Origin of the sequence: Pseudonocardia sp. HH130630-07 (assembly GCF_001698125.1) — a bacterium.
In the GTDB taxonomy this organism is placed as follows: domain Bacteria; phylum Actinomycetota; class Actinomycetes; order Mycobacteriales; family Pseudonocardiaceae; genus Pseudonocardia.
In genome coordinates this window covers 4,771,503-4,793,535 of the sequence record NZ_CP013854.1, presented here as the reverse complement: position 1 = coordinate 4,793,535, position 22,033 = coordinate 4,771,503, and the positions used below count along the sequence as shown (strand labels likewise).

General features: G+C 74.7%; 27 protein-coding genes. 16 read left to right on the top strand and 11 right to left on the bottom strand.

Annotation, left to right across the window (positions count from 1 at the left end; translation table 11 throughout):
* Positions 1 to 143: 143 nt before the first annotated feature.
* From AFB00_RS22775 to cobC, 4 genes are read right to left on the bottom strand one after another with little or no spacing between them, the layout of a single operon-like run.
* Entirely contained in the window at positions 144 to 1,271 is a 1,128-nt protein-coding gene (locus tag AFB00_RS22775; RefSeq protein ID WP_068798888.1) for a bifunctional RNase H/acid phosphatase, read from the bottom strand.
* Complete coding sequence (locus tag AFB00_RS22770) at positions 1,268 to 1,993, bottom strand: zinc ribbon domain-containing protein (RefSeq protein ID WP_068798887.1); 726 nt, start codon at positions 1,991 to 1,993, stop codon at positions 1,268 to 1,270. The genes AFB00_RS22775 and AFB00_RS22770 overlap by 4 nt, the downstream gene beginning before the upstream one ends.
* The gene (locus AFB00_RS22765; protein WP_068798886.1) at positions 1,990 to 3,138 is read right to left on the bottom strand and encodes a Nif3-like dinuclear metal center hexameric protein; all 1,149 of its coding nucleotides are present in this window, start codon (positions 3,136 to 3,138) and stop codon (positions 1,990 to 1,992) included. The genes AFB00_RS22770 and AFB00_RS22765 overlap by 4 nt, the downstream gene beginning before the upstream one ends.
* Complete coding sequence (gene cobC / locus AFB00_RS22760; protein WP_068798885.1) at positions 3,135 to 4,232, bottom strand: Rv2231c family pyridoxal phosphate-dependent protein CobC; 1,098 nt, start codon at positions 4,230 to 4,232, stop codon at positions 3,135 to 3,137. Before cobC ends, AFB00_RS22765 begins: the two co-directional genes overlap by 4 nt.
* Positions 4,233 to 4,389: 157 nt before the next feature.
* On the opposite strand from cobC, the gene AFB00_RS22755 reads away from it, so the two are divergent.
* From AFB00_RS22755 to AFB00_RS22740, 4 genes are all read left to right on the top strand, one after another.
* Positions 4,390 to 4,848 carry a low molecular weight protein-tyrosine-phosphatase gene (locus AFB00_RS22755; RefSeq protein WP_068798884.1) on the top strand — a complete coding sequence of 153 codons (459 nt, stop codon included), beginning with the start codon at positions 4,390 to 4,392 and terminating at the stop codon, positions 4,846 to 4,848.
* Positions 4,845 to 5,699 carry a fructosamine kinase family protein gene (locus tag AFB00_RS22750; protein WP_068798883.1) on the top strand — a complete coding sequence of 285 codons (855 nt, stop codon included), beginning with the start codon at positions 4,845 to 4,847 and terminating at the stop codon, positions 5,697 to 5,699. Before AFB00_RS22755 ends, AFB00_RS22750 begins: the two co-directional genes overlap by 4 nt.
* 46 nt (positions 5,700 to 5,745) lie before the next feature.
* Positions 5,746 to 6,153 carry a DUF6069 family protein gene (locus AFB00_RS22745; protein ID WP_068798882.1) on the top strand — a complete coding sequence of 136 codons (408 nt, stop codon included), beginning with the start codon at positions 5,746 to 5,748 and terminating at the stop codon, positions 6,151 to 6,153.
* Between the two features lie 88 nt (positions 6,154 to 6,241).
* Positions 6,242 to 6,646 carry a hypothetical protein gene (locus tag AFB00_RS22740; protein WP_068798881.1) on the top strand — a complete coding sequence of 135 codons (405 nt, stop codon included), beginning with the start codon at positions 6,242 to 6,244 and terminating at the stop codon, positions 6,644 to 6,646.
* A gap of 43 nt (positions 6,647 to 6,689) precedes the next feature.
* On the opposite strand, the gene AFB00_RS22735 is transcribed toward AFB00_RS22740, so the two are convergent.
* Both AFB00_RS22735 and AFB00_RS22730 read right to left on the bottom strand, forming a co-directional pair.
* A complete protein-coding gene (locus AFB00_RS22735; protein ID WP_068798880.1) occupies positions 6,690 to 7,967 on the bottom strand; it encodes an SAM-dependent methyltransferase in 1,278 nt (425 codons plus the stop codon).
* 28 nt (positions 7,968 to 7,995) lie between these two features.
* Positions 7,996 to 9,366 (bottom strand): FAD-binding oxidoreductase, encoded by a 1,371-nt coding sequence (locus AFB00_RS22730; RefSeq protein ID WP_068798879.1) that lies wholly within the window; start codon positions 9,364 to 9,366, stop codon positions 7,996 to 7,998.
* A gap of 127 nt (positions 9,367 to 9,493) precedes the next feature.
* Between AFB00_RS22730 and AFB00_RS22725 the strand changes: the two genes are divergently transcribed.
* Entirely contained in the window at positions 9,494 to 10,198 is a 705-nt protein-coding gene (locus tag AFB00_RS22725) for a dienelactone hydrolase family protein (protein WP_068798878.1), read from the top strand.
* A gap of 12 nt (positions 10,199 to 10,210) precedes the next feature.
* On the opposite strand, the gene AFB00_RS22720 is transcribed toward AFB00_RS22725, so the two are convergent.
* Entirely contained in the window at positions 10,211 to 11,191 is a 981-nt protein-coding gene (locus tag AFB00_RS22720) for an aldo/keto reductase (protein WP_068798877.1), read from the bottom strand.
* 500 nt (positions 11,192 to 11,691) lie between these two features.
* On the opposite strand from AFB00_RS22720, the gene AFB00_RS22715 reads away from it, so the two are divergent.
* Positions 11,692 to 12,051 carry a nucleotide pyrophosphohydrolase gene (locus tag AFB00_RS22715; RefSeq protein WP_068798876.1) on the top strand — a complete coding sequence of 120 codons (360 nt, stop codon included), beginning with the start codon at positions 11,692 to 11,694 and terminating at the stop codon, positions 12,049 to 12,051.
* A 72-nt stretch (positions 12,052 to 12,123) separates the two neighbouring features.
* Here the strand turns inward: AFB00_RS22715 and AFB00_RS22710 are convergent, their stop codons facing one another.
* Positions 12,124 to 12,384 (bottom strand): hypothetical protein, encoded by a 261-nt coding sequence (locus AFB00_RS22710; protein WP_068798875.1) that lies wholly within the window; start codon positions 12,382 to 12,384, stop codon positions 12,124 to 12,126.
* Positions 12,385 to 12,547: 163 nt separating this feature from the next.
* On the opposite strand from AFB00_RS22710, the gene AFB00_RS22705 reads away from it, so the two are divergent.
* Both AFB00_RS22705 and AFB00_RS22700 read left to right on the top strand, forming a co-directional pair.
* Entirely contained in the window at positions 12,548 to 13,210 is a 663-nt protein-coding gene (locus tag AFB00_RS22705; protein ID WP_068798874.1) for a response regulator transcription factor, read from the top strand.
* Positions 13,207 to 14,484 (top strand): HAMP domain-containing sensor histidine kinase, encoded by a 1,278-nt coding sequence (locus AFB00_RS22700; protein WP_068798873.1) that lies wholly within the window; start codon positions 13,207 to 13,209, stop codon positions 14,482 to 14,484. The genes AFB00_RS22705 and AFB00_RS22700 overlap by 4 nt, the downstream gene beginning before the upstream one ends.
* A 208-nt stretch (positions 14,485 to 14,692) precedes the next feature.
* Here AFB00_RS22700 and AFB00_RS22695 read toward each other — a convergent pair whose 3' ends face one another.
* Positions 14,693 to 15,772, bottom strand: a complete 1,080-nt coding sequence (locus tag AFB00_RS22695; protein WP_068798872.1) for an alpha/beta fold hydrolase — start codon at positions 15,770 to 15,772, stop codon at positions 14,693 to 14,695.
* A gap of 84 nt (positions 15,773 to 15,856) precedes the next feature.
* Here AFB00_RS22695 and AFB00_RS22690 point away from each other — a divergent pair, with 84 nt between their 5' ends.
* A complete protein-coding gene (locus AFB00_RS22690) occupies positions 15,857 to 17,002 on the top strand; it encodes an acyl-CoA dehydrogenase family protein (RefSeq protein ID WP_068798871.1) in 1,146 nt (381 codons plus the stop codon).
* A gap of 7 nt (positions 17,003 to 17,009) precedes the next feature.
* On the opposite strand, the gene AFB00_RS22685 is transcribed toward AFB00_RS22690, so the two are convergent.
* Positions 17,010 to 17,807: a DedA family protein gene (locus tag AFB00_RS22685; protein WP_083275756.1), complete on the bottom strand. Its 798-nt coding sequence runs from the start codon at positions 17,805 to 17,807 to the stop codon at positions 17,010 to 17,012.
* A 203-nt stretch (positions 17,808 to 18,010) separates the two neighbouring features.
* On the opposite strand from AFB00_RS22685, the gene AFB00_RS22680 reads away from it, so the two are divergent.
* From AFB00_RS22680 to AFB00_RS22650, 7 genes are all read left to right on the top strand, one after another.
* Positions 18,011 to 18,580 (top strand): GNAT family N-acetyltransferase, encoded by a 570-nt coding sequence (locus tag AFB00_RS22680; RefSeq protein WP_231974035.1) that lies wholly within the window; start codon positions 18,011 to 18,013, stop codon positions 18,578 to 18,580.
* A complete protein-coding gene (locus AFB00_RS22675; RefSeq protein ID WP_068798870.1) occupies positions 18,580 to 19,071 on the top strand; it encodes an NUDIX domain-containing protein in 492 nt (163 codons plus the stop codon). Before AFB00_RS22680 ends, AFB00_RS22675 begins: the two co-directional genes overlap by 1 nt.
* A gap of 50 nt (positions 19,072 to 19,121) precedes the next feature.
* The gene (locus AFB00_RS22670) at positions 19,122 to 19,589 is read left to right on the top strand and encodes a 2'-5' RNA ligase family protein (RefSeq protein WP_068798869.1); all 468 of its coding nucleotides are present in this window, start codon (positions 19,122 to 19,124) and stop codon (positions 19,587 to 19,589) included.
* A gap of 28 nt (positions 19,590 to 19,617) precedes the next feature.
* Positions 19,618 to 19,872, top strand: coding sequence for a DUF7218 family protein (locus tag AFB00_RS22665; RefSeq protein WP_068798868.1), 255 nt, complete (start codon positions 19,618 to 19,620; stop codon positions 19,870 to 19,872).
* Positions 19,873 to 19,911: 39 nt separating this feature from the next.
* Positions 19,912 to 20,697 (top strand): 5-formyltetrahydrofolate cyclo-ligase, encoded by a 786-nt coding sequence (locus AFB00_RS22660; RefSeq protein ID WP_068798867.1) that lies wholly within the window; start codon positions 19,912 to 19,914, stop codon positions 20,695 to 20,697.
* Positions 20,694 to 21,209 carry an O-acetyl-ADP-ribose deacetylase gene (locus AFB00_RS22655; RefSeq protein ID WP_068798866.1) on the top strand — a complete coding sequence of 172 codons (516 nt, stop codon included), beginning with the start codon at positions 20,694 to 20,696 and terminating at the stop codon, positions 21,207 to 21,209. Before AFB00_RS22660 ends, AFB00_RS22655 begins: the two co-directional genes overlap by 4 nt.
* A 62-nt stretch (positions 21,210 to 21,271) precedes the next feature.
* Positions 21,272 to 21,781 carry a gamma carbonic anhydrase family protein gene (locus AFB00_RS22650; protein ID WP_083275754.1) on the top strand — a complete coding sequence of 170 codons (510 nt, stop codon included), beginning with the start codon at positions 21,272 to 21,274 and terminating at the stop codon, positions 21,779 to 21,781.
* A 15-nt stretch (positions 21,782 to 21,796) separates the two neighbouring features.
* Here the strand turns inward: AFB00_RS22650 and AFB00_RS22645 are convergent, their stop codons facing one another.
* The gene (locus AFB00_RS22645) at positions 21,797 to 21,991 is read right to left on the bottom strand and encodes a hypothetical protein (protein WP_068798864.1); all 195 of its coding nucleotides are present in this window, start codon (positions 21,989 to 21,991) and stop codon (positions 21,797 to 21,799) included.
* Positions 21,992 to 22,033 lie beyond the last annotated feature (42 nt).

The window sequence follows — 22,033 nt, the reverse complement described above, 5'->3', positions numbered from 1 at the left end:
CTCCGTGCGCCGACCGACGCGTACGGTGCCGCAGATCATCACTCGTGCGGGGCGCGCGGACAACGGTGCGCAGTGGACCGAACCCGTTCGGGGCACGCCGGTATCGATCAAGCCGCGCGCCGCCCCGTCCGGGAGTGTCGGGGTCAGTCGAGATAGGACGTGTCGTTGACCAGCCGGACCGAGGCGCCGCCGTCGGGGTAGAAGTCCGCCACGCTGGTGCACGCGAGGTCCAGGTGCAGCCGGTACAGCACCGAGTCCCCCGCCCCGAGCGCGTCCCGGAGCAGCATCTTGATCGGGGTCACGTGGCTGACGACGATCACCGTCTCCCCCGCGAACTCCTCGACGATCCGGGTGAGCTCGGCACCCACCCGCTCCCCCACGGCCCGGAAGCTCTCGCCGCCGGGCGGCGCGGCGTCGGCCGATCCCAGCCAGCGGCCGTGCAGCTCCGGGTCGCGTTCCCGGGCCTCGGCGAAGGTCAGGCCCTCCCAGCCGCCGAAGTCGGTCTCGATCAGGGCCTCGCGCACGTCCAGCTCGGCGCCGGTCGTGTCGGCGACCGCCGCCGCGGTCTGCCGGGCCCGGCGCAGCGGCGAGGACAGCACCACCGCCGGCCGCACGCCGTGGGCGTCCAGCCGGTCCGCGAGGGCCCTGGCCGCGGCCGCCGCCTGCTGCTGGCCGAGCCCGGTCAGCTCGGGGTCGCCGTGCCCGGAGTACCGGCGCTCGACCGACAGCTCGGTCTGGCCGTGCCGGAGCAGGATCAGCCGCACCGGGGTCCCGACCTGACCGGTCCAGGTGGTGGCCGGCGTCGCCGCGGGGGCCGGGGCCGGCTTGGGAGCCGGGCCGGCCGCCAGCGACGGGTCCAGCTCCGGGCTCGACCCGCCGTCCATCGCCCGGTTCGCGAGCGCGTCGGCCCGGGAGTTCTGCGCCCGCGGGATCCAGGTGAACGACACGACCTCGAACCCGGCGGCGAGCTCACGGGCGGTGTCCGCGAGCTCCTGCAGCGCCGGATTCTTGATCTTCCAGCGGCCGCTCATCTGCTCGACGACGAGCTTGGAGTCCAGTCGGGCGTCGACCTCGGTCGCGCCCAGCTCCCCGGCGGCGGTGAGGCCGGCGATCAACCCGCGGTACTCCGCCACGTTGTTCGTGGTGGTGCCCAGGCCGTCGTACACCTCGGCGAGCACCTGGTGGCCCGCGGCGTCGAGCACGACCGCGCCGTAGCCGGCCGGGCCGGGGTTGCCGCGGGACCCGCCGTCCGCCTCGACGACGAGCCTCACGCGCCACGCACCAGGATCGCGCCGCACTCCTCGCAGTGTGCGACCTCCTCGGCCGGCGTCGACCGCAGCTGGCTCAGGAAGGTCCGGTCGAGCTCGAGCCGGCAGGCGCCGCACCGCGACTCGCGCAGCGCCCCCGCGCCGACCCGTCCCGACGTGCGGATCCGCTCGTAGTCGGCCAGCAGGTCCTGCGGCAGCGACTCGACGAACCCGGCCCTGGCCCGGTCGCGCCCGGCGCGGGAGGCCTCGATGTCGGCCTCGGCGGTGTCCCGGCGCCCGGTCACCTCGGTGACCTGCTCCTCGGCGGAGCCGAGCTCCGCCGTGGCGTGGCCGAGCTCGGCGCCGACCGCCTCGCGCTCCTCCATGACCCCGAGCTGCTCGTCCTCCAGCACGCCCTGGCGCCGGGCCAGGGTGTCGAGCTCGTGCTGCAGCTCGGTGGCCTGCCGGGCCCCGATCCCGGAGCCGGAGAGCAGCGACCGGTCCCGCTCGGTGCGGGACCGCACGCCCTCCACGTCACGCTCGATCCGGGTGATGTCCCGGTCCAGGTCGCCGGCCCTCGTCTCGGCCCGGACGACGGCGTCCCGGGCGTCCCGGACCCGCTGCTCGGCCTCGGCGAGCTGCTGGTGCTCGGCCAGGTTCGTGCGCTGGTGCACCAACCGGCCGATCTCGGCGTCCACCTCGGCCAGTCGCAGGAGCGTCGCCTGCGCGGCGGGAGCGGCCTTCATGGGTGTGCCTCCGAACTCGCTGCTGTCGTCCACGGATCCGTACGTCGCCGGGACACCGACACCGCGACGCTACCGCCGAGCGCGGACCCGATCGCGTCCGCCGCCTGCGCGCACCACGGCCACTCCGAGGCCCAGTGCGCGACGTCGACCAGCGCGGGGGCCGCGGCACCCGTGAGCGCGTGCTCCGACGCCGGGTGGTGCCGGAGGTCGCCGGTCACGTAGGCATCGGCCCCGGCCCGGGTGGCGGCGCCCAGTGCGGAGTCGCCCGATCCCCCGCAGACCGCGACCCGGTGGATCGGCCGGTCCGGCTCGCCGGCGCCGCGCACGCCCCACACGGTGGCGGGCAGCCCCGCGGCGACCCGCTCGGTGAACACCGAGAACGGCTCCGGCGACGGCAGCGTCCCGACCCGGCCGAGCCCGCGCGCCGACGGCAGCGGCGCCATCTCCAGCAGGTCGAACGCCGGCTCCTCGTACGGGTGGGCGGCCCGCAGCGCCGCGACGACCGCGCGCCGCCGGTCCCGCGGCAGCACCATCTCCAGCCGGGTCTCCGCGACCCGCTCCAGCCGCCCGACCGCGCCGACCGCCGGTGTCGCACCGTCGAGCGGGAGGAACTGGCCGGTGCCCGCGGTGGCGAACGAGCAGTGCGAGTAGTTGCCGACGTGCCCGGCACCCGCCTCGGACAGCGCCTCGTGCACCCGGGCGATCGCCGGGCCGACCGGGACGAACGTCACGATCTTGTCCAGCGCCGGCGCCGGTTCGGGTTCCAGCGGGCCCTCGACGGCCACTCCGAGCGCCGCGGCCAGCGCGTCGGACACGCCGGGATCGGCGACGTCGGCGTTGGTGTGCGCGGTGAACAGCCCGACCCCGGCACGGATCAGCCGGTGCAGCAGCGCACCCTTCGGGGTGTCGGCACCCACCCCGTGCACCCCGCGGAGCAGCAGCGGGTGGTGGGTGACGAGCAGCTGCGCCCCGGTCCCGATCGCCTCGTCGACGGTCTCCGGGGTCGGGTCGACCGCGACGAGCACCGAGGAGACCGTCTCGGCGGGGTCACCGCAGACCAGCCCGACGGCGTCCCAGTCCATCGCCCCGGCCGGCGGGTAGGCCGCCTCCAGCGCGTCGATCACGTCCTGCATCCGGGCGCTCATGCCGGCACCGTCACGGCGCGCAGGGCGGTCTCGAGCTCGTCCACCAGCCGGCGGGCCGGCTCCGGCGGGCGGACCGCGACCCGCAGGTGGTCCGGCCCCAGCCCGGGGAAGGTGTCACCGCGCCGCACGGCGATCCCGGCCGAGCGCAGCCGCTGCCGGACCGCGGCGCCGGTGCCGTCGGGCAGGTGCAGCAACAGGTAGGGCGCGACCCCGGGGGCGACGGCGACGCCCTCCAGCCCGGCGAGCGCGGCCGCCATCGACACCCGGTGCCCGGCCAGCTCACGGGCCCGCTGGTCGGCGGCCGACAGTGCGTCCGGCTCGCAGCAGGCGACGATGGCCTCCAGGGCCGGGGTGGAGACGGGCCAGGGCGGGCGCGGCGCGGCGAGCCGGGCCAGCAGCTCCGGGGCGCCGAGCGCGTACCCGGCGCGCAGACCGGCCAGCGCCCAGGTCTTGGTCAGCGAGCGGAACACCAGCAGCCCGGGCAGCCCGCGGTCACCGGCGAGCGTCGCGGGCTCGCCCGGGACCGCGTCGGCGAACGCCTCGTCGACCAGCAGCACCCGGTCCGGCCGGGCCAGCGCGCGGACGTCGTCGGCCGGGTGCAGCACGCCGGTCGGGTTCGTCGGGTTCCCGACGACGACGAGGTCCGCCCCGTCCGGGACCGCGGCCGGGTCGAGCGCGTGCTCGCGGCCCGGATCGGTCTGGACCCGCACCACCGCCACCCCGGCCGCCCGCAGCGCCGCCTCCGGCTCGGTGAACCCGGGGTGCAGGACGGCGGCCAGCCGCGGCCGCAGGGCCGGCAGCAGGGCGAACCCCTCCGCGCTACCGGCCAGCGGCAGCACCTCTGCGGGGTCCCTGCCGTGCCGGGCCGCTGCGGTGGCCCTGGCGAGTGCGTCGTGCTCGGCCCGCGGGTAGCGCCCGAGCGTGTCCAGGGTGGACGCGAGACGCTCGCGCAGCCACGGCGGCGGCCCGTCGGCGGCGACGTTGACCGCGAAGTCGAGGAGTCCGTCGGTGGCCTCGGCGTCACCGTGGTGGCGCAGGTCGTACCCACCCTGCTCACCGGGGCCGTGATCGGCCGGATGGTGGTCGAACGGCATCCGGACACCCTACGGCGCAGGTCTGCGGCGTCTGCTCCGGCACCGCGCGTGGATCCCCGCTGGGCCGGATGGGCGACGATGACCCGCGGCCGCTACCGTCCGTCGTCAGCGCGTCGACGTCGACGTCCGTCCCCGTGCTCCCCGGGAGGATCCACCCGTGAACGTCGTGTTCGTCTGTACCGGCAACATCTGCCGCTCCCCGATCGCCGAGAAGATGCTGGCCGCCGAGGTCGAGTCCCGCGGCCTGGCCGACCGGGTCCGGGTGACGAGCGCCGGTACCGGGCACTGGCACGTCGGGCAGCCGATGGACGACCGTGCGGCCGGGATCCTCGCCGAGCACGGCTACCCCACGGCGCACTCGGCACGCCAGGTCGACTCCGAGATCCTGGCCGCGGACCTGCTGGTCGCGCTCGACGCCGGTCACCTGCGCTCGCTGCAGCGGTCCGTCCCGGACCCGAAGCGGGTCCGGCTGCTCCGCTCGTTCGATCCCGCCTCCCCGGACGGCGCCGAGGTCCCCGACCCCTACTACAGCGGCCCGGACGGGTTCGCCGAGGTGCACCGGATGCTCGCCGCCGCGCTGCCCGGCCTGGTCGAGCACGTGACCCGGAACGCATGACGGCGGCCGCCGTCGAGCGGCTCACCGGGTGCACGGTCCTGGCCGGGCCCCGCGGGCACCCGCCCCGGTTCGAGCTGGCCGGCGTCGGTGAGGTCGTGCTGAAGGACGGCGGCGACGCCCCCGGGTCCGTCGCGGCCGAGACCGCCGGGCTGCGGTGGCTCGCGGTGCCCGGTGGGCCACCGGTCCCCCCGGTGCACGGCGCGGACCCCACGCTGCTCGTCACCGGCCACGTCCGGCCGGGCAGGCCGTCGCCCGCCGCGGCCGAGGATCTCGGCGGGCGGCTCGCGGTGCTGCACGCGGCGGGGGCGACGGCGTTCGGTGCTCCCCCGCCCGGCGGCCCCGCCGACGCCTGGATCGGGCGTGCCCGCATGCGCAACGTCGCGCACGAAGGACCGTGGGGCGACTGGTTCGCCGGGCACCGGGTGCTGCCCTACCTGCGGACCGCGCGCGACCGCGGCGCGGTCGACGCGGCCGGCACCGCGGCCGTCGAGATCGTCCGCGACCGGATCGCCGCACTCGCCGGACCGGACGAGCCGCCCGCCCGGCTGCACGGCGACCTGTGGTCGGGAAACGTGCTGTGGTCCGCCGACGGTGCCGTGCACCTGATCGATCCCGCCGCGCACGGCGGGCACCGCGAGTCCGACCTGGCGATGCTGGACCTGTTCGGGCTGCCGCACCTCGACCGGGTGCTCGCCGCCTACGACGAGCGCGCCCCGCTCGCCGACGGGTGGCGCGAGCGTGTCGGGCTGCACCAGCTGTTCCCGCTGCTGGTGCACACCGTCCTGTTCGGTGGTGGCTACGCGGAACGGGCCGTCGGCGCGGCCCGGCGGGTGCGAGCACTCCTGGGTTAGGCAAGCCTGGGTTAAGCTCGGCGCCCGTCACCCGCGAGGAGGACCCATGACCGGTGCCACCGGAACCCGGACGCCCGCGGCGGCGTCGCCCGCGCGCGTCGCCGTCGCGATCGTGCTGGCCGCCGTCGTCGCGTCGGCCGGCAACGTCGTCGTCGCCCTGCTGGTCGGGGTGATCCAGGGGCGGCACCTGAACCCGTCCGGCTACCTGCTCTACACCGTGCTCGGGGTCCTCGCCGGCGTCGTCGGGTGGACGGTCGTGCGGGCGTTCGTCCCGCGGCCCGCAGCGGTCCTCCGGGTGCTCGTACCGGCGGTGGTGCTGATCAGCTTCGTTCCCGACCTGCAGCTGTTCGCCACCGACATGAGCCCGGTGATGATCGTCGGCCTGATGGTGATGCACGTGGTCGTCGCCGTCCCGACGGTGCTCGCGCTGCGCCGGGTGCTCCCGGTCAGCTGAGGCGGGATCACCACGTCGATCCACCCGGGACCGGGTGTCGCTAAGATCGGGTCCGTGATCACCGTTCCGTGATCGACAGGAGGACTCCATGACCGCTGGAACCGGTGCCCGACCGTTGCCCGCTGCCGCCGCCCCGGCCCGCATCGCCGTCGCGATCCTGCTGGCGGCCGTCGTCGCCGCGATCGGCAACACCGTCGTCGCACTGCTGGTCGGGGTGATCCAGGGGCGGCATCTCGCCCCCGGCTATCTCGTCGCCACCGTGGTGGGGGTGCTGATCGGCGTCGTCGGCTGGACGCTGGTCCGCGCGCTGGTGCCGCGGCCCTCGGCGGTGCTGCGGATCCTCGTCCCCGTCGTGGTCGTGCTGAGCGTCGTCCCGCTCCCCATGCAGGCCGCGGCCGGGATGAGCACACCCATGATCGTCGGCCTGATGGTGATGCACGTGGTCGTCGCCGTCCCGACGGTGCTCGCGCTGCGCCGGGTGCTCCCGGTCTGACCCCGGTGGCCCGCCCCCGATCCGGGGCGGGCCACCGGAGGTCTCAGTACGCTCCGTGCTCGCCGCGCAGCGGGAACCCGGCGCTGCGGTCCTCGTTGAGCTTGACGCCCAGCACCTGGTGCAACTGGATGTTGTTCAGCTCGAACCCGAGCCGGCACGCGGCCATGTACAGCCGCCACACCCTGGCCCGCCCGACGCCGACCTCGGCGACGGCGTCGGTCCAGTTGCGCTCCAGGTTGGCGCCCCAGTCCCGCAGCGTCATCGCGTAGTGCTCGCGCAGGTTCTCCGAGTGCCGGATCTCGAAGCCCGCCTCGTTCATCGCCGTCACCAGGGTGCCCACCGGCTCCAGCTCGCCGTCCGGGAACACGTAGCGGTGGATGAACGGGTCGGTGTTGCGGTGGTCGGGCTTGTAGGGCTGGGTGATGCAGTGGTTCAGCATCCGCCCACCCGGCCGCAGCTTGGCCTGCATGGCGCGGAAGTAGGCGTCCACGTTGGCCTTGCCGATGTGCTCGGTCAGGCCGATCGAGGACACCGCGTCGTAGACGCCGTCCGGCACGTCGCGGTAGTCGAGGTGGCGGACCTCGGCGAGATCGGCCAGCCCCTGGCGCTCGATCTCGGCCTGTGCCCACTCGGCTTGTTCCTTCGACAGCGTGACGCCGAGCGCCCGGACGCCGTGCTCCCGGGCCGCGTGCCGGACCATCCCGCCCCAGCCGCACCCGACGTCGAGCAGCCGCATCCCCGGCTTCAGGCCCAGCTTCGCCGCGACCAGCTCGTACTTGGTCGCCTGCGCGGTCTCCAGCGACGCGTCCGCGTCCGGGTAGGCGGCACAGGTGTAGGTCATCGACTCGCCGAGGACGAACTCGTAGAACCGGTTCGAGACGTCGTAGTGGTGCGAGATCGCCTGGGAGTCCCGCCGCTTGGAGTGCAGCAGCCCCTTCGGCCGGGCCTCCAGCTCCGGCGGTGGCATCCGGTGCTCGCGCCAGTACGGCAGCAGCCGCCGGGCCAGCCACAGCTGCTCCCGGCGCGGGATCGAGTGCAGCGTCACCTCCGACATCGCCCGCAGACCGGTGTAGAGGTCACCGTCGACGTCGATCTCCTCGGTGACGTAGGCCCGCGCCAGCCCGAGCGAGCCCGGCGCGCTCACCAGCCGGGCCAGTGCCCGCGGCGACCGGACCCGCAGGGTCACCGGTGCTCCCTCCGGGCCGGTGCGTGACCCGTCGAAGGCCTCGATCCGCAGTTCGCTGGTCGATCCGAGCACTCTGGCGAGTAGGCCGGCAACCGGCTCGCTCGTCGTCTGTCCCCGTTCCAGCACTCCCGTCATCGCCGAACCCCCATCCTCGTTCGCTCACTCAGCGGCCGGTGACCTTGCGGTACAGGTCGGGCGCGCGACCGTCCGGGTCGTACCGCTGCTTCACCGCCCGGTAGGCATCGCCGTTGTAGTGCGCCCAGAACTCGTCCTCGCCGTAGTGCACGGTCGAGTACAGCGACTTGTGCCCGCCGAGGTCGGCCACGGCCTGTTCGATCAGCCGGTTGTGTGCCCACCGGTCGCCGGGCTTCTCCGGCACCGACGACCAGAACCCGACGTTGACGTAGAGCCGGCCCGGCTCCATCGGGTAGAGCGGCCAGGACCGCTGCCCGCGCAGCTTCAGCGGGCACAGCCACACCGGCGCGATCGGGATCTCGCGGTCGAAGAAGTCGAGGAAGTCCGCGAGCCGCTCGGCCGGGATCTCGACGTCCTGCACGACCATCTCCTCGGCCGTCCCGCCGAGGGCCTCGCGGACCCGGTTCGACGCCCCGTACCGCTGGTCCAGCGCGACCAGCCGGCGGTAGACGTCCGACCGCCGGTGCCGGCGCGGCCAGAACCGGCGGACCAGCGGGTTCTGCACGCCGAACGCCCGCGAGCACCAGAACCAGTCCGGGTCCCAGCGCCAGATGTAGTCGTGCACGGTGAGATGGTCGACCGGACGGCGCTGCAACGACCGGTAGAACACCTCCTGGCCGGTGTAGTCCGAGATCCGGGCCCCCGGCATCGGGGCGTCGACGAACTCGCCGGTCGTCAGGTACTGCTCGGAGCTGTCGAACACCACGCCGTCGAGGAAGTCTGCGCCGCCTGCACCGGCCAGTTCGGTGATCCCGGCTGCCGTCGCCGCCGCCGACGGGTAGCGATGGTGGGTCAGCTTCACGAACGGGCGCACCGGGGCCAGCTCCACCACCAGGCGCAGCGCGTAGCCGAGCGTGCCGTAGGAGTTGGGGAACGCGGCGAACAGGTCCGCGTGCTCCCCGTCCGGCGTGGCCCGCAGCAGCTCGCCGCCGGGGGTGAGCACGTCCATCTCCAGCACCGACTCGTGCGGCAGCCCGTTGCGGAACGACGTCGACTCGACGCCCAGACCGGTGACCGCGCCGCCGAGGGTGATCGTCTTCAGCTGCGGGACGACCAGTGGCATCAGGCCGTGCACCAGCGTCGCGTCGACGATCGTCTCGTAGGTGGCCATGCCCTGGACCTCGGCGGTGCGGGCCTCCGGATCGACCGCGAGCACGCCGTTCAGGGCGGAGGTGTCGAGCCGGTGGGCGCCGCGGCCGGTGTCGCGGTCGCCGAACCGGAACAGGTTCGACGACGGCTTGCCCAGCTGGACCCGGGCCGCGCCGGCCCGGGCCCGGCGCAGCTCCGCCACCGCGGTGTCGTGCGCATCCCGGGTCGCGGTTCGTGCGGGGGCAACCATGGGGAAGACGATAGACCTCGATCGTTTGCGACGCTCACGAATTCCCCGGGTCGTGCGTCACACGACGCAACGATCCGCGTGGCCCCGTCACCGAGCACGGACGACGCAGCCGTGATGTCATCGCGCCGTGACGCACAGCGACGAGAATCCCGCACAGAACGTGACCTTCCCGTCGGGCGGGTCGATCGCTCACGGCTACCTGGCGCTGCCGGACTCCGGATCGGGCCCCGGCGTGGTCGTCGTCCAGGAGTGGTGGGGGCTGACCGACCACATCGTCGACGTGACCGACCGTCTGGCGGCCGAGGGGTTCGTCGCGCTCGCCCCGGACCTCTACGGCGGCCGGACCACCCACGACTCCGACGAGGCCGGGCGGCTGATGAGCGAGCTGCCGGTGCAGCAGGCCGCGACCGACCTGGGCGGGGCGGTGCAGTACCTGCTCGACCACGACGCAGTCACCTCGGCGACGGTCGGCGCCGTCGGCTTCTGCATGGGCGGCGGTTTCGTGCTCGTACTGGCCGCGCAGCAGCCGCACAAGGTCGGCGCGGCCGTGCCGTTCTACGGCGTGCTGGGCGAGGACTACCCGAGCTTCGGGCAGCTCACCGCAGCCGTCCAGGGCCACTTCGGACGCGACGACGAGATGGCCGACCCGGAGTCGGTGCGCGGGCTGGCGGAGCGGATCGAGCGGGAGTCCGGGCGCGCACCGGAGTTCCACGAGTACCCGGCCGGGCACGCCTTCTTCAACGACGAGAACCGGCTCGGCACCTACGCACCCGAGCAGGCCGCGCTCGCCTGGACCCGCACGCTCGCGTTCCTGCGCGAACAGCTGCGCTGACCGCCGCCGTCGTCAGACCCGGGACCCGAGCAGGTCCCGGGCCAGGGCCGGGAACCGGCGGGGGCCGATCGTCCGGTGCACCGCCGCGGCCGCCGCGGTGAGCCCGGCGTGCTCGGCGGGGCCGAGCACGATGTCGGCCGCGGCGACGTTCGACTCCAGCTGCGCGACGCTCGACGCCCCCGGGATCGCGACGGTGTTGGGGTGGTGCACCACCCAGGCCAGCGCGACCTGGGCCGGCGTCGCGTCGTGCGCGGACGCGACGTCGCGCAGCACGTCGAGCAGCGGCCGCAGCGCGCGCAGGTTCTCCGGCAGCCAGGCGGTGTTGCGCCGGATCGTGTTCGACGGCCGGTGCGTCTCGTCGTAGCGGCCGGTGAGCAGGCCCTGGGCCAGCGGGCTGTAGGCCAGCACGATCCGCCCGTGCTCCGCGGCGTACGGGACGAGATCGGTGGCCGGCTCGCGGCGCAGCAGGCTGAACTCGACCTGATTCGACAGCACCGGGGCGCCGAGGTCCCGCTCCGCGCGCCGCCAGCGGGCGAGCGAGTACGCCGACACCCCGGCCTCGCGCACCAGCCCGATCCGCTGCAACGCGGCCATCCCGCGCATCGCGGAGGCGTCGCCGAGCACCGGGTGCGGCTTGTGGATCTGGTAGAGGTCGACCGTCGGCACGCCGAGCCGGTCGGCCGAGGCGACGGCGCGCTGCTGGAGCACCGGGCCGAGTGGCAGGACCGGCAGGAACTTCGTCGCGACGACCGCGCCGTCCGGTCCGCCGGAGGCGCGCAGCGCGTCGCCGAGGATGCGCTCGCTGCGACCGGGGCCGTACATCTCGGCGGTGTCGAACACAGTCACGCCCAGCTCGCGGGCCCGGGCGACGATCCGCGTCGCCGCACCGGCGAAGCCGGGGCCGTAGCCCCACTCCGAGGAGCCGAACTGCCAGGTCCCGAGGCCGATCACCGACCACCGGGCCGGGGTCGCGAAGTCGTCGAGGTAGCGCACCCCGTCGATTGTCCCGCACTCCGGAACCACCGTCGCCCGTCGACTCCGCTCCGCGCACGGGGCACCGGCGGCTCGCGGCCGTCCCCGCACGGCGGTGCCCCTCTCCCGGAAGACGCACCCGGCTCCGGCGCGGAGCACCCGTCGAGGAGGGTGCGGCACACCGGGACATCCGTGCCGGTCTCGTGCGCCCCGGCCCGGCGCGTCGCACTCCACGCGGAAGGTGCGGCACGCCGGAGCAGGGCGCGCGATCGGCGTGCAGGTGCGCGGCCCAGGCCGAGGTCGGGGGACGGGAGTGACACGGCGGAACCCGGCTCGCGTGCGCACGGGACGACGCCCCACCGGCCGGCCGGGATCGCCGGTGCCGAGATGCGCGTGAGCGGGGTCGGGGAGCACGCCCGGGCCCGCTCCGCTGCACCTCGGCGCGGAGGGCCGCGGGGTGGACCCGGCGAGCGGGCACCGGCGGCCGGGGCCCGCGCGGCCACCGGCCTATCCTCCGGGCCATGGACGACCTCGACGACCTCGGCGGACGGATCGAGCGCTTCGCCGCGGCCCGCGACTGGGAACGCTTCCACACCCCGCGGAACCTGGCCCTCGCGCTGACCGGCGAGGTCGGCGAGCTGGTCACCGAACTGCAGTGGACCGGCGACGCCGAGATCGCCGCGGGCATCGGTGACGAGCTGCGGGCCCGGCTCGCCGACGAGGTGGCGGACGTACTGATCTACCTCGTCTGGTTCGGCCAGGTGTGCGGCATCGACCCGGTCGCCGAGGCCCACGCCAAGGTCACCCGCAACGAGTCCCGCCATCCCGTCGAGCTGTCCCGGAGCAGCAGCGCGAAGTACACCGAGCTGGGCCGGCCCTGACCGTCGGTCCGGACGGGCCGGCCGGCCCGGCACCCGTGGGCGCCGGGCCGGCCGTGGTCACACCGGTCGGGTTCAGCCGCCGGCGGGCACACCCGGGGTCGGCAGCGAGTCCGGGGTGCAGTCCGGGACCCCGGGGTACTCCGGCAGGGCCGGGATCGTCGGGGTGCCGGGGTCGACCGGGCCGGGCTCGGCGGGCACACCAGGCTCACCGGCCGGGATGCAGGTGGGGGGCGGGACGCTGCTCCCCGCGTCGGCCAGTGCGGTCCCGCCGAGCGCGAGCAGGCCGAACGCCGCCATGACCACGGCGCCGCCGATGGACTTCGAGATCGACATGGGTGGACTCCGTTCGTCGTCGGTGCCCGGGACGGCCGTCCCGGGCACCCCGGAGTCGATCTCACCGGGCCTCTCGGCAGCGTCTGCCGATCTCGATACACTCGCCATAACCGATCACCGCGATGCTGGGCGCCCGGGCGCGACCGCAGACGGTAAGGACGACGTGCGAGTACTGGTGGTGGAGGACGAGGCCCTCCTCGCGGAGTCCCTGGTCCTGGGCCTGCGGCGCGAGGGCATGGCGGTCGACCTCGCCACGGACGGGCACGACGCGCTGGAACTCGTGGACGTGCACGACTACGACGTCGTCGTGCTCGACCGCGACATCCCCGGGGTGCACGGTGACCAGGTCTGCCGCACCGTCGTCACCGACCGGCCGGACTGCCGGGTGCTGATGGTGACCGCGGCGGGCCGGCTCGCCGACCGGGTCGAGGGCCTGCGCATCGGCTCCGACGACTACCTGGTCAAGCCGTTCGACTTCCCCGAGCTGGTGGCCCGGCTGCACGCCCTGTTCCGGCGCTCGGTGCGCGCCCATCCCCCGGTCCTCACCCACGGCGACCTGCGGCTCGATCCCCGTTTCCGGGACGTGCGGCGCGGCGAGGTCCCGATCCGGCTGACCCGCAAGGAGTTCGCCGTGCTCGAGCTGCTCATGCGGGCCGGCGGCGGCGTGGTCAGCGCCGAGGAGCTACTGGAGAAGGCCTGGGACGCCCACGTCGACCCGTTCACCAACGCCGTGCGCATCACGGTGTCGACCCTGCGCCGCAAGCTGGGTGAGCCGATGGTCCTGGAGACCGTCACCGGTGTCGGCTACCGGCTGACCGGCCCGTGAGCGGCCGCGGGGCGCTGCTCGGCCGGCTCTCGGTGCGGCTGCGTCTCACCCTCCTCATCGCCACCGGGGCCCTCGCCTGCGGCCTGGTCATGCTGGCCGCGCTCTACGTCCTGATGCGCTACGTCCCGACCTACGAGCTCGCCGGCGAGCCGGGTCTCCCGGCGATCGGGGAACCGGTGGGCGGCGTCCCCGCGGTACCGCCCGGTCCGGGACCGGCGGACCCGGCCGGGACGGTCGTCCCGGGGGCCGAGGTGATCCCCGCCCTGCCCGAGATCGACGTCGACCCCGCGCTCGTCCGGAGTCCGGACGGCGCCATCCGCAGCGCCGCCGACGTCCTGCACGCCCTCGTCCACTACTCGGGTGTGGCGCTGCTGGCCCTCGTCCTGCTCGGCGCACTGCTGGGCTGGGTGGTCGCGGGGCGGGTGCTGGCCCCGGTGCACCGCATCACGGCGACCGCGCGCGACATCGCCGACGGGAACCCGCACGAACGGATCCGGATCGGACCGCGCGACGGGCGCGACGACGAGTTCACCCGGCTGTCGGCGTCCATCGACGCCATGCTCGACCGGCTCCAGGACGGCCTCGACGCCCAGCGCCAGTTCACCGCGAACGCCTCGCACGAGCTGCGCACCCCGCTGGCGGCGACGCGCACCGCTCTGCAGGTCGCGCTGGCCCACCCCGGCGCCCACGACCCGGCCGACCTGCTGCGGAAACTGCTGGCCTCCAACGAGCACAGCATCGCGACGGTGGAGGCGCTGCTCACCCTCGCCAGGGCCGAACACGCGCTCGACCCCGCCGAGCCGGTCGACCTGGCCGACACCGCGGCGCAGGCGCTCGACGAGGTCGCGTCCGAGGCGGCCGGGCGGACGGTCACGACGCACCGGGATCTCGGGTCCGCCGTCGTCCTCGCCGATGCCGAGCTGCTCCGCCGGCTGGTGGTGAACCTGCTGCACAACGCGATCCGCCACAACCACCGCGGCGGATCGGTGGCCCTGACGGTCCGCGGGCGGGACGGCGCCGCCGAACTGGTCGTCGAGAACACCGGGGACGTGCTGGCCGCCGACGAGGTGGAGCGGCTGTTCGAGCGGTTCCGGCGCAACGGGACGCGCTCGGGTCCGCGCGGGCACGGACTCGGCCTGTCGATCGTGCGCGCGATCGCGGACGGGCACGGTGGTGCCGCACGCGCCGTGCCGCGCGAGCGGGGCGGGCTCGCGGTGACGGTCACCCTGCCCTCCGCCGATCGCGGGCCCCTCGGCCGGCTCCTGCCGGGCTGACCCGGAGGCGCGGTGCCGGGGCATCGGGACCCGCACGACGGCGAGCGCATCCGAGACCACCGGCACCGCGGCCGCGCGACCCCCCGGACGCGCGGCCCGCCACCGCGGCGGCACCGCTCCCGCAGTGCTTAGGTGACTAAATCACTTGATGACCTATGCGGTCAAGCCGGAGGACGGGTCGACCGGGTTCCCGCGGGCGGTGGCGGGCTCAGTCCCCGGCGCGGCCGGGTGCCGGGTCGTCGGCCTCGGCGAGCGCGCGGTCGAGCTCGGGCCAGGTCGTACCGCGGGCCCGGCGGCCGGTGAGGACGCCGAGATGCCCGCCGGGGGCGGTCGCGAACCGCACCCGCGGGCTCCCCGTCAGCAGGGCCACCGCCCCGCGGACCGCCGGCAGCGGCGCGATGACGTCGTCGCGGCCGGCGACGACGAGCACCGGCACGTCCACGTCGGCCAGCTCCACGTCCCGCCCGGCCAGCCGCAGGCCACCGGAGGCGAGGTCGTTGCTCCGCAGCAGCAGGTGGAAGATCTGCCCGAACACCCGGCCCGGGTACCCGTGCATGTTGTTCATCAGGTGGTCCACGGCCTCGATCTGGGCCAGGCAGTCCCGGTCGTCGATCCGGGACAGCACCGCGAGCGGACGGGTGACCAGCCGGTCGACGGCCGTGAGGTGGAACGCCCAGCTCACCATCGGCGCCGGGATGCTGCCGACGGCCTTGTAGACCGACGAGACGAGACGGCCGCCGGTGACCTGCGCGAGCGGGCGCAGCGGCGCGACCAGCGGCACCCGGGAGATGTCCACCGGCGTCCCGACCGTGGCCACCCCGCAGACCGGCAGCCGGTTCCGGTCGCGGACCGCGGCGGCCACCGCCAGCAGGGCGAAGATGCCGCCCAGCGACCAGGCGATGAGGTGCACGTCCCGGCCCTCGGTGGCGGCCACCTCGCGGATCGTGGACGGCAGCAGGTCGTCCACCCAGTGCTCGATGCCCAGGCTCCGGTCGGAGAACGACTTGGGTCCGTAGTCGACCAGGTACACGGTCCGGCCCTGCAGCAGCAGGTGCTCCACCAGCGAGCAGCCGCGACGCAGGTCGTAGGCGAAGTCCGGAGCGCCCAGCGGCGGCACCAGCAGCACCGGCGAGCCACCGGAGGGGTCCACCCCGGACAGCGGGCGGTACCGGTAGAGGATCCCGGCCGGCGAGCCGACGACGGCCTCACGCGGCATCCGCTCGAGATCGGCGAGATGCCCGACGACCGCCCGGTCCCAGACGTTGGCGACGGCGTCGAGGATGTGCACGGGCGCACCCTACGGCACGCACGGGACACCGGAGGCCCGCGAGAACAGCCGGAAGTTACCGGCTGGTATGTGAGACTCGCGACCATGCAGCGCGACATCTTCGACGACGAGCACGACGCGTTCCGCGACCTCTGCCGCACCTTCATCGCCAAGGAGATCGCCCCGCACCACGACGAGTGGGAGAAGCAGGGGCAGGTCGACCACGAGATCTGGCGCACCGCGGGAGCGGCCGGACTGCTCGGGATGGGCGTGCCCGAGTCCTACGGCGGTGGCGGGGTCGACGACTTCCGGTACAACGCCGTGCTCGACGAGGAGATCGTCGCCGCCGGGACCAGCGGGATCGGCTTCCCGCTGCACAACGACGTCGTCCAGCCCTACCTGCTGCGGCTGGCCACCGAGGAGCAGAAGCAGCGGTGGCTGCCCGGTTTCTGCAGCGGCGACCTGATCACCGCGATCGCGATGACCGAGCCCGGCACCGGATCGGACCTGCAGGGCATCGCGACCAACGCCCGCCAGGACGCCGACGGCGACTGGATCCTCAACGGGTCGAAGACCTTCATCACCAACGGCATCCTCGCCGACCTGGTGATCGTCGTCGCCAAGACCGACGCGGAGGCGAAGCACCTCGGTTTCACGCTGTTCGTCGTCGAGCGCGGGATGGCGGGCTTCGAGCGCGGCCGGCGGCTGGAGAAGGTCGGGATGAAGGCGCAGGACACCGCGGAGCTGTCGTTCACCGACGTCCGGGTCCCCGACGCCAACCGGCTCGGCGAGGTCGGGCAGGGCTTCGTCTACCTCATGCAGAACCTCGCCCAGGAGCGGCTCTCGATCGCCGTGGCGTCCGCGGCGGGCGCGGAGGCCGCGGTCCGGATGACGCTGGAGTACACGAAGGACCGCAAGGCGTTCGGACGCCCGGTGGCGAACTTCCAGAACACCCGCTTCGAGCTGGCCGAGATGGACACCGAGGCGTCGATCGCGCGGGTGTTCGTGGACCGGTGCCTCCGCCAGCACGTCGAGTCCGAGCTGTCCGTGCCGGACGCGGCCAAGGCCAAATGGTGGACCTCGGACCTGCAGAACCGGATCGTCGACCGGTGCGTGCAGCTGCACGGCGGCTACGGCTACATGCTGGAGTACCCGATCGCCAGGGCCTTCGTCGACTCCCGGGTGCAGGCCATCTACGGCGGCACCAACGAGATCATGAAGGAGATCATCGGGCGGTCGCTGATCGGCTGACCCGTCGTCAGCGGCCGTCGGGGGGCGAGCCGGGGCCGGCCCCCCGGTCGGCCCTGGCCCGCCGCACCGACCCGGCCGTCACGAGCACGACCAGGCCGAGGGTGACGTAGAGGGCGTACTCGTCGACCGTCAGCACCACGTCGACGGCACCCTGCCCCAGGCCGTGGCCCAGTCCCGCCACCAGACCGGTCATCAGGGCCGCGCCGATCGCGTCGAACACCAGGAACGTGACGAGCCGCATCCGGCCGAGCCCGGCCAGCGCGAAGATCGCCGGCGCCGGGACCCCCGGCAGCGTCGAGAGCAGGACGGCCAGCCCGAGCGCCCACCGCGGCCGGCTGCGGACCTTCGCCACGATCCGCCCGGCCGTCTCGCCCGGGGCGAACAGGGCGACGGTCTTCGACCCCCACCGGCGGCCGGCCAGCCAGAACAGCCAGTCGAACTTGATCATGCCGAGGACACCGGCGGCGACCACCAGCCAGAGCGGGACCTCGCCGATCCGCGCGAACGCCGCCCCCGCGCCGATCGCGGACAGGCTCCCGGTGACCAGGCTCAGTCCGACCGGGTGCGAGGCGAGCAGGAACGGGCGCAGCGGCATCGTCAGCGCCATGAACGCGAGGATCCCGAGCGTGGAGAAGACCAGCGCCTTGTCCCCACGGGTCATCGGGTGACCCCACGGCACGGCGTCCCGCCAGGCCTTCCGGGCCTCGGCGAGATCCTCCGGGCCGTGGTCGCGCTTCCGCAGCCGCCACCGCGGGGCCGGGGTGCTCCCTGCCGGACCGTCGTCGTGCAGCCGTGCCTGCGACATCGTGTCCCCTCACCGCGGCGGGCCACCGGGGCACCGCTCGCCGACGACGCTAGAGCCGGTACCCGGGCCGGGGCGTCGTCGGCGCGGAGGAGATCCGGCGGGCGGCGGGCTCGTCCGTGCGGAGGACACGCAGCGCACGGCGGGCCCCGGGCCGGCGCCGAATCCCGGTGCCCCGGCCCCGCCACCCCGCTACGGTCACGCGCGTGCCACCGCCCGACGTCACCGGCGACGAACTCGGCTTCCGGCCGCTCACCCCGGCCGACCTGCCGATGCTGCGCGCCTGGCTGGCCGAGCCGCACGTGCACCGCTGGTGGTTCCACGACACCGGTCCCGGGGCCGTCGAGCGCGACTTCGGCCCGGCGATGCGCGGCGAGGAGCCCGCCGAGGACCTCGTCGTCGAGCTCGGCGGGGAACCCGTGGGGCTGCTCCAGCGCTGCCGCTGGCAGGACTACCCCGAGTACGTCGCCGAGGTCGAGCCGTACGTCGTGCTGCCGCCGGGTGCGGTCACGATCGACTACCTCATCGGGTCGCCCGGGCTCGTCGGGCGCGGGCTGGGCCCGCGGATGATCGCCGGGGCCGTGGCCGGGGTGTGGGAGCGCTACCCGGACGCGCCCGCGGTCGTCGTCCCCGTCGTCGCGGTGAACCGCGCGTCGTGGCGCGCGCTGGAGAAGGCGGGCTTCCGTAGGGTCGCGACCGGGGACCTCGCGCCGGACAATCCCGCCGACCCGCCCCTGCACGTCATCCTGCGCATCGACCGCCCCGAGGAGCCGTAGTGCCCGCCACCCCGTCCGCGACCAGTGCCGGAATCCTGCTGTACCGGCCGGGCCCCGGCGGGCCGGAGGTCCTGCTCGGTCACATGGGCGGCCCGTTCTGGGCCCGGAAGGACGCCGGGGCCTGGTCGGTACCGAAGGGCGAGCACGGGCCCGGCGAGACCCCGCTCGACGCCGCGCGCCGCGAGTTCACCGAGGAGATCGGCGCACCACCGCCGCCCGGCGAGCCGGTCGACCTCGGCACGGTGCGCCAGTCGCGCAAGACGGTCGCCGCGTTCGCGCTCGACGGCTCCGGTTTCACCGGCGCCGGGGCCGTCGCCGGCCGCACCGACGACGGGACCTGGGTCGAGATCGAGTGGCCGCCGAGGTCCGGGCGGACCCTGCGTTTCCCCGAGATCGACCGGGCCGAGTGGTTCGACCTCGACACCGCCCGGGAGAAGATCGTCGCCGGGCAGCGGCCGCTGCTCGACCGCGTCGCCGGGCTGCTCCCCTGAGCCCGCCCGGACGGACCGCGCTCGTCATCGCGGTACCCGGGCTCGACCCGGTGCTCCGGGCGGTCGCGGCGCACCGGCCCGGCGCCGTCCGGGACGGGATCCCGGCCCATCTGACGCTGCTGTACCCGTTCGTGCCCGCGGACGTTCTGACGCCGGACACCGTGCGGCGCCTCCGGGACGCGTGTGCCGCGACCGGCCCGGTCACGGTCGGGTTCACCCGGGCCACGAGCACGCCGACGATGGTGTCGGTCGCCCCGGAACCGATCGCGCCGGTCGCCGCGCTGGCCCGCAGGCTGCGCGACGGGTGGCCCGGGTACCCGCCGTACGGCGGCCGCTTCGGGCCCGACCCGGCGCCGCACGTCACCCTCGCCCTCGACCCGGGCCCGGACGCGGCGGGGATCGTCGCGACGGCTGGTGACCTGCTGCCCGTCCGGGCCCGGCTGGACGTCGCCGCGCTGGTCGAGACGACGGCGTCCGGCTGGCGCGAGCACGTCCGGTTCGACCTCGGCCCGGGTTGAGCACCCGCCCGGCGGGTACCCCGGCGCCATGGCCGGCAGCATCAAGGACGAAGAGATGTACGAGCGCCTCCGCGAGGAGGGCAACTCGAAGGAGAAGTCCGCGCGCATCGCGAACGCCGCGGCGGCCGAGGGCCGGGAGACGGTGGGCCGGCGCGGCGGAGACTCCGGCGACTACGAGGACATGACCGTCGAGGAGCTCTACGAGCGTGCGCAGAAGGTCGGCGTCGAGGGCCGCTCGGACATGACCAAGGACGAGCTGATCCGGGCACTGCGCGAGCACTGACCGGCGGGCGCCGACCGGTTCGTGGCAGGGTCGCGGTCCATGAGCCGCCGCCACGACCACGACGCCGGGGGCGACCCGGAGACCCTGGCCCGCAAGGCCGCACTGCGCGACGAGGTGTGGACCGCGCTGACCGAGCGCAAGGTGGCCCGGTTCCCCGGTGCGCGCAACCGCATCTCGAACTTCGTCGGGGCCGAGGCCGCCGGACGCCGGCTGCGCGAGTTGGACGCCTGGCGCTCCGCCCGTACGGTCAAGTCGAATCCGGACTCCGCGCAGCTGCCGGTCCGGCAGTACGCGCTGGAGGACGGCAAGACCGTGTACATGGCCGTGCCGAAGCTGGCCGAACGGGACCCGTTCTTCCTGCTCGACCCGGACCACCTGGCCGATCCCCCGCGGCGCGCGGTGTCGATCAGCAACGCCACCCGCTCCGCCCGCCGGGTCGCGGTCGGGGACCTGGAGCCGGTGGACCTCGTCGTCACCGGGTGCGTGGCGGTCGGGTCCGACGGGGCCCGGCTCGGCAAGGGCGGCGGATTCGCCGACCTGGAGTTCGCCGTGGCCCGCGAGGCGGGTCTGATCAGCGACGACACCCTGGTTGTCACCACCGTTCACGAGCTGCAGCTGCGCGACGCCGGGGTGGTCCCGTGGGCGTCGCACGACGCGCCGGTGGATCTCGTCGTCACCCCGGAGCGGGTGATCGACTGCCGGGAGCACCGGCGCACCCGTCCGGACGGTGGGATCGTCTGGGACTCCCTGACCGAGGAGAAGATCGCGGCCATCCCGCTGCTGGGACGGCTGCGCGAGCAGGCCGGAGAGGGTGCGAACCGATGACCGTCGAGATCGTCACCGAACGCGGGGACATCACCGAGGCCGCCGTGGACGCCGTGGTCAACGCGGCGAACTCGTCGCTGCTGGGCGGCGGCGGGGTGGACGGCGCGATCCACCGCCGCGGCGGACCGTCGATCCTGGCGCAGTGCCGCGACCTGCGCGCGGACCGGTACCCGGACGGCCTGCCCACCGGCCGCGCCGTGGCGACCACCGCCGGCGACCTGCCGGCCCGCTGGGTCATCCACACCGTCGGGCCGGTGTACACGCGGTCCGCCGACCGCTCCGAGCTGCTCGCGAGCGCCTACCGCGAGTCCCTGCGGGTCGCCGACGAGCTCGGTGCCCGCACGGTCGCGTTCCCCGCGATCTCCGCGGGGATCTACGGCTGGCCGGTCCCGGACGCGGCCCGGATCGCCGTGGCCACGGTCCGGGAGACCCCGGCCGACGTCGAGCAGGTGCGGTTCGTGCTGTTCTCCGACGACGTGCTCGCGGCGTTCCGGAACGAGGCGGAGGGCTGATCGCCGGTCGCCGACGTCGTACGGTGCACCCGGCCCCACCGTCCACCCGGGAAAGGATCCCTGTGATCGAGATCGACGGCCACTCCCCCGACGTGCACCCCGAGGCCTGGGTGGCCCCCGGCGCCGTCCTCGCCGGTGACGTGACGATCGGGCCCGAGTCCGGCGTCTGGTACACCACCGTGGTCCGCGCGGACTTCGCCCCGATCCGCGTCGGGGCCCGCTCCAACCTGCAGGACGGCACCGTCGTGCACGCCGATCCCGGCTTCCCGGCGACGATCGGCGACGGCGTCACCGTCGGCCACCGCGCGGTCGTCCACGGCTGCACGATCGGCGACGACGTACTGGTCGGGATGGGCGCCGTCGTCATGAACGGGGTCGAGATCGGCGCCGGTTCGCTCATCGCCGCCGGTGCCGTACTCACCCAGGGCACCGTCGTGCCGCCCGGGTCGCTGGTCGCCGGGGTGCCGGGGAAGGTGCGGCGCGAGCTGACCGAGGCCGAACGGGACTCCATCCGGGTCTCCGCCGCCGGGTACGTCCACCTGCTCGGGACGCACCGCGCCGCGACCTCCTGAGCCGGGGCGGCTACCTCACGAGGACCCGCCGCCGCTGTTCCACCGGTGGTCCTTGCGGTCCTCGGCCTCGGTCCGCTCGCGGGCGATCTCCAGGGCGCGGGCCGCGGTCTCCCGGTCCGGGTAGGGGCCGAGCCGGTCGGCGGACCGGCAGCCGTCCTTCGTCTCGACGGTGCCGTGCTTGAGGCAGTAGAACCATTCCTCGTCGCTCATGGGTCCAGCCTGGCACCGACGGCCGGGCCACGCCGCCCGCCG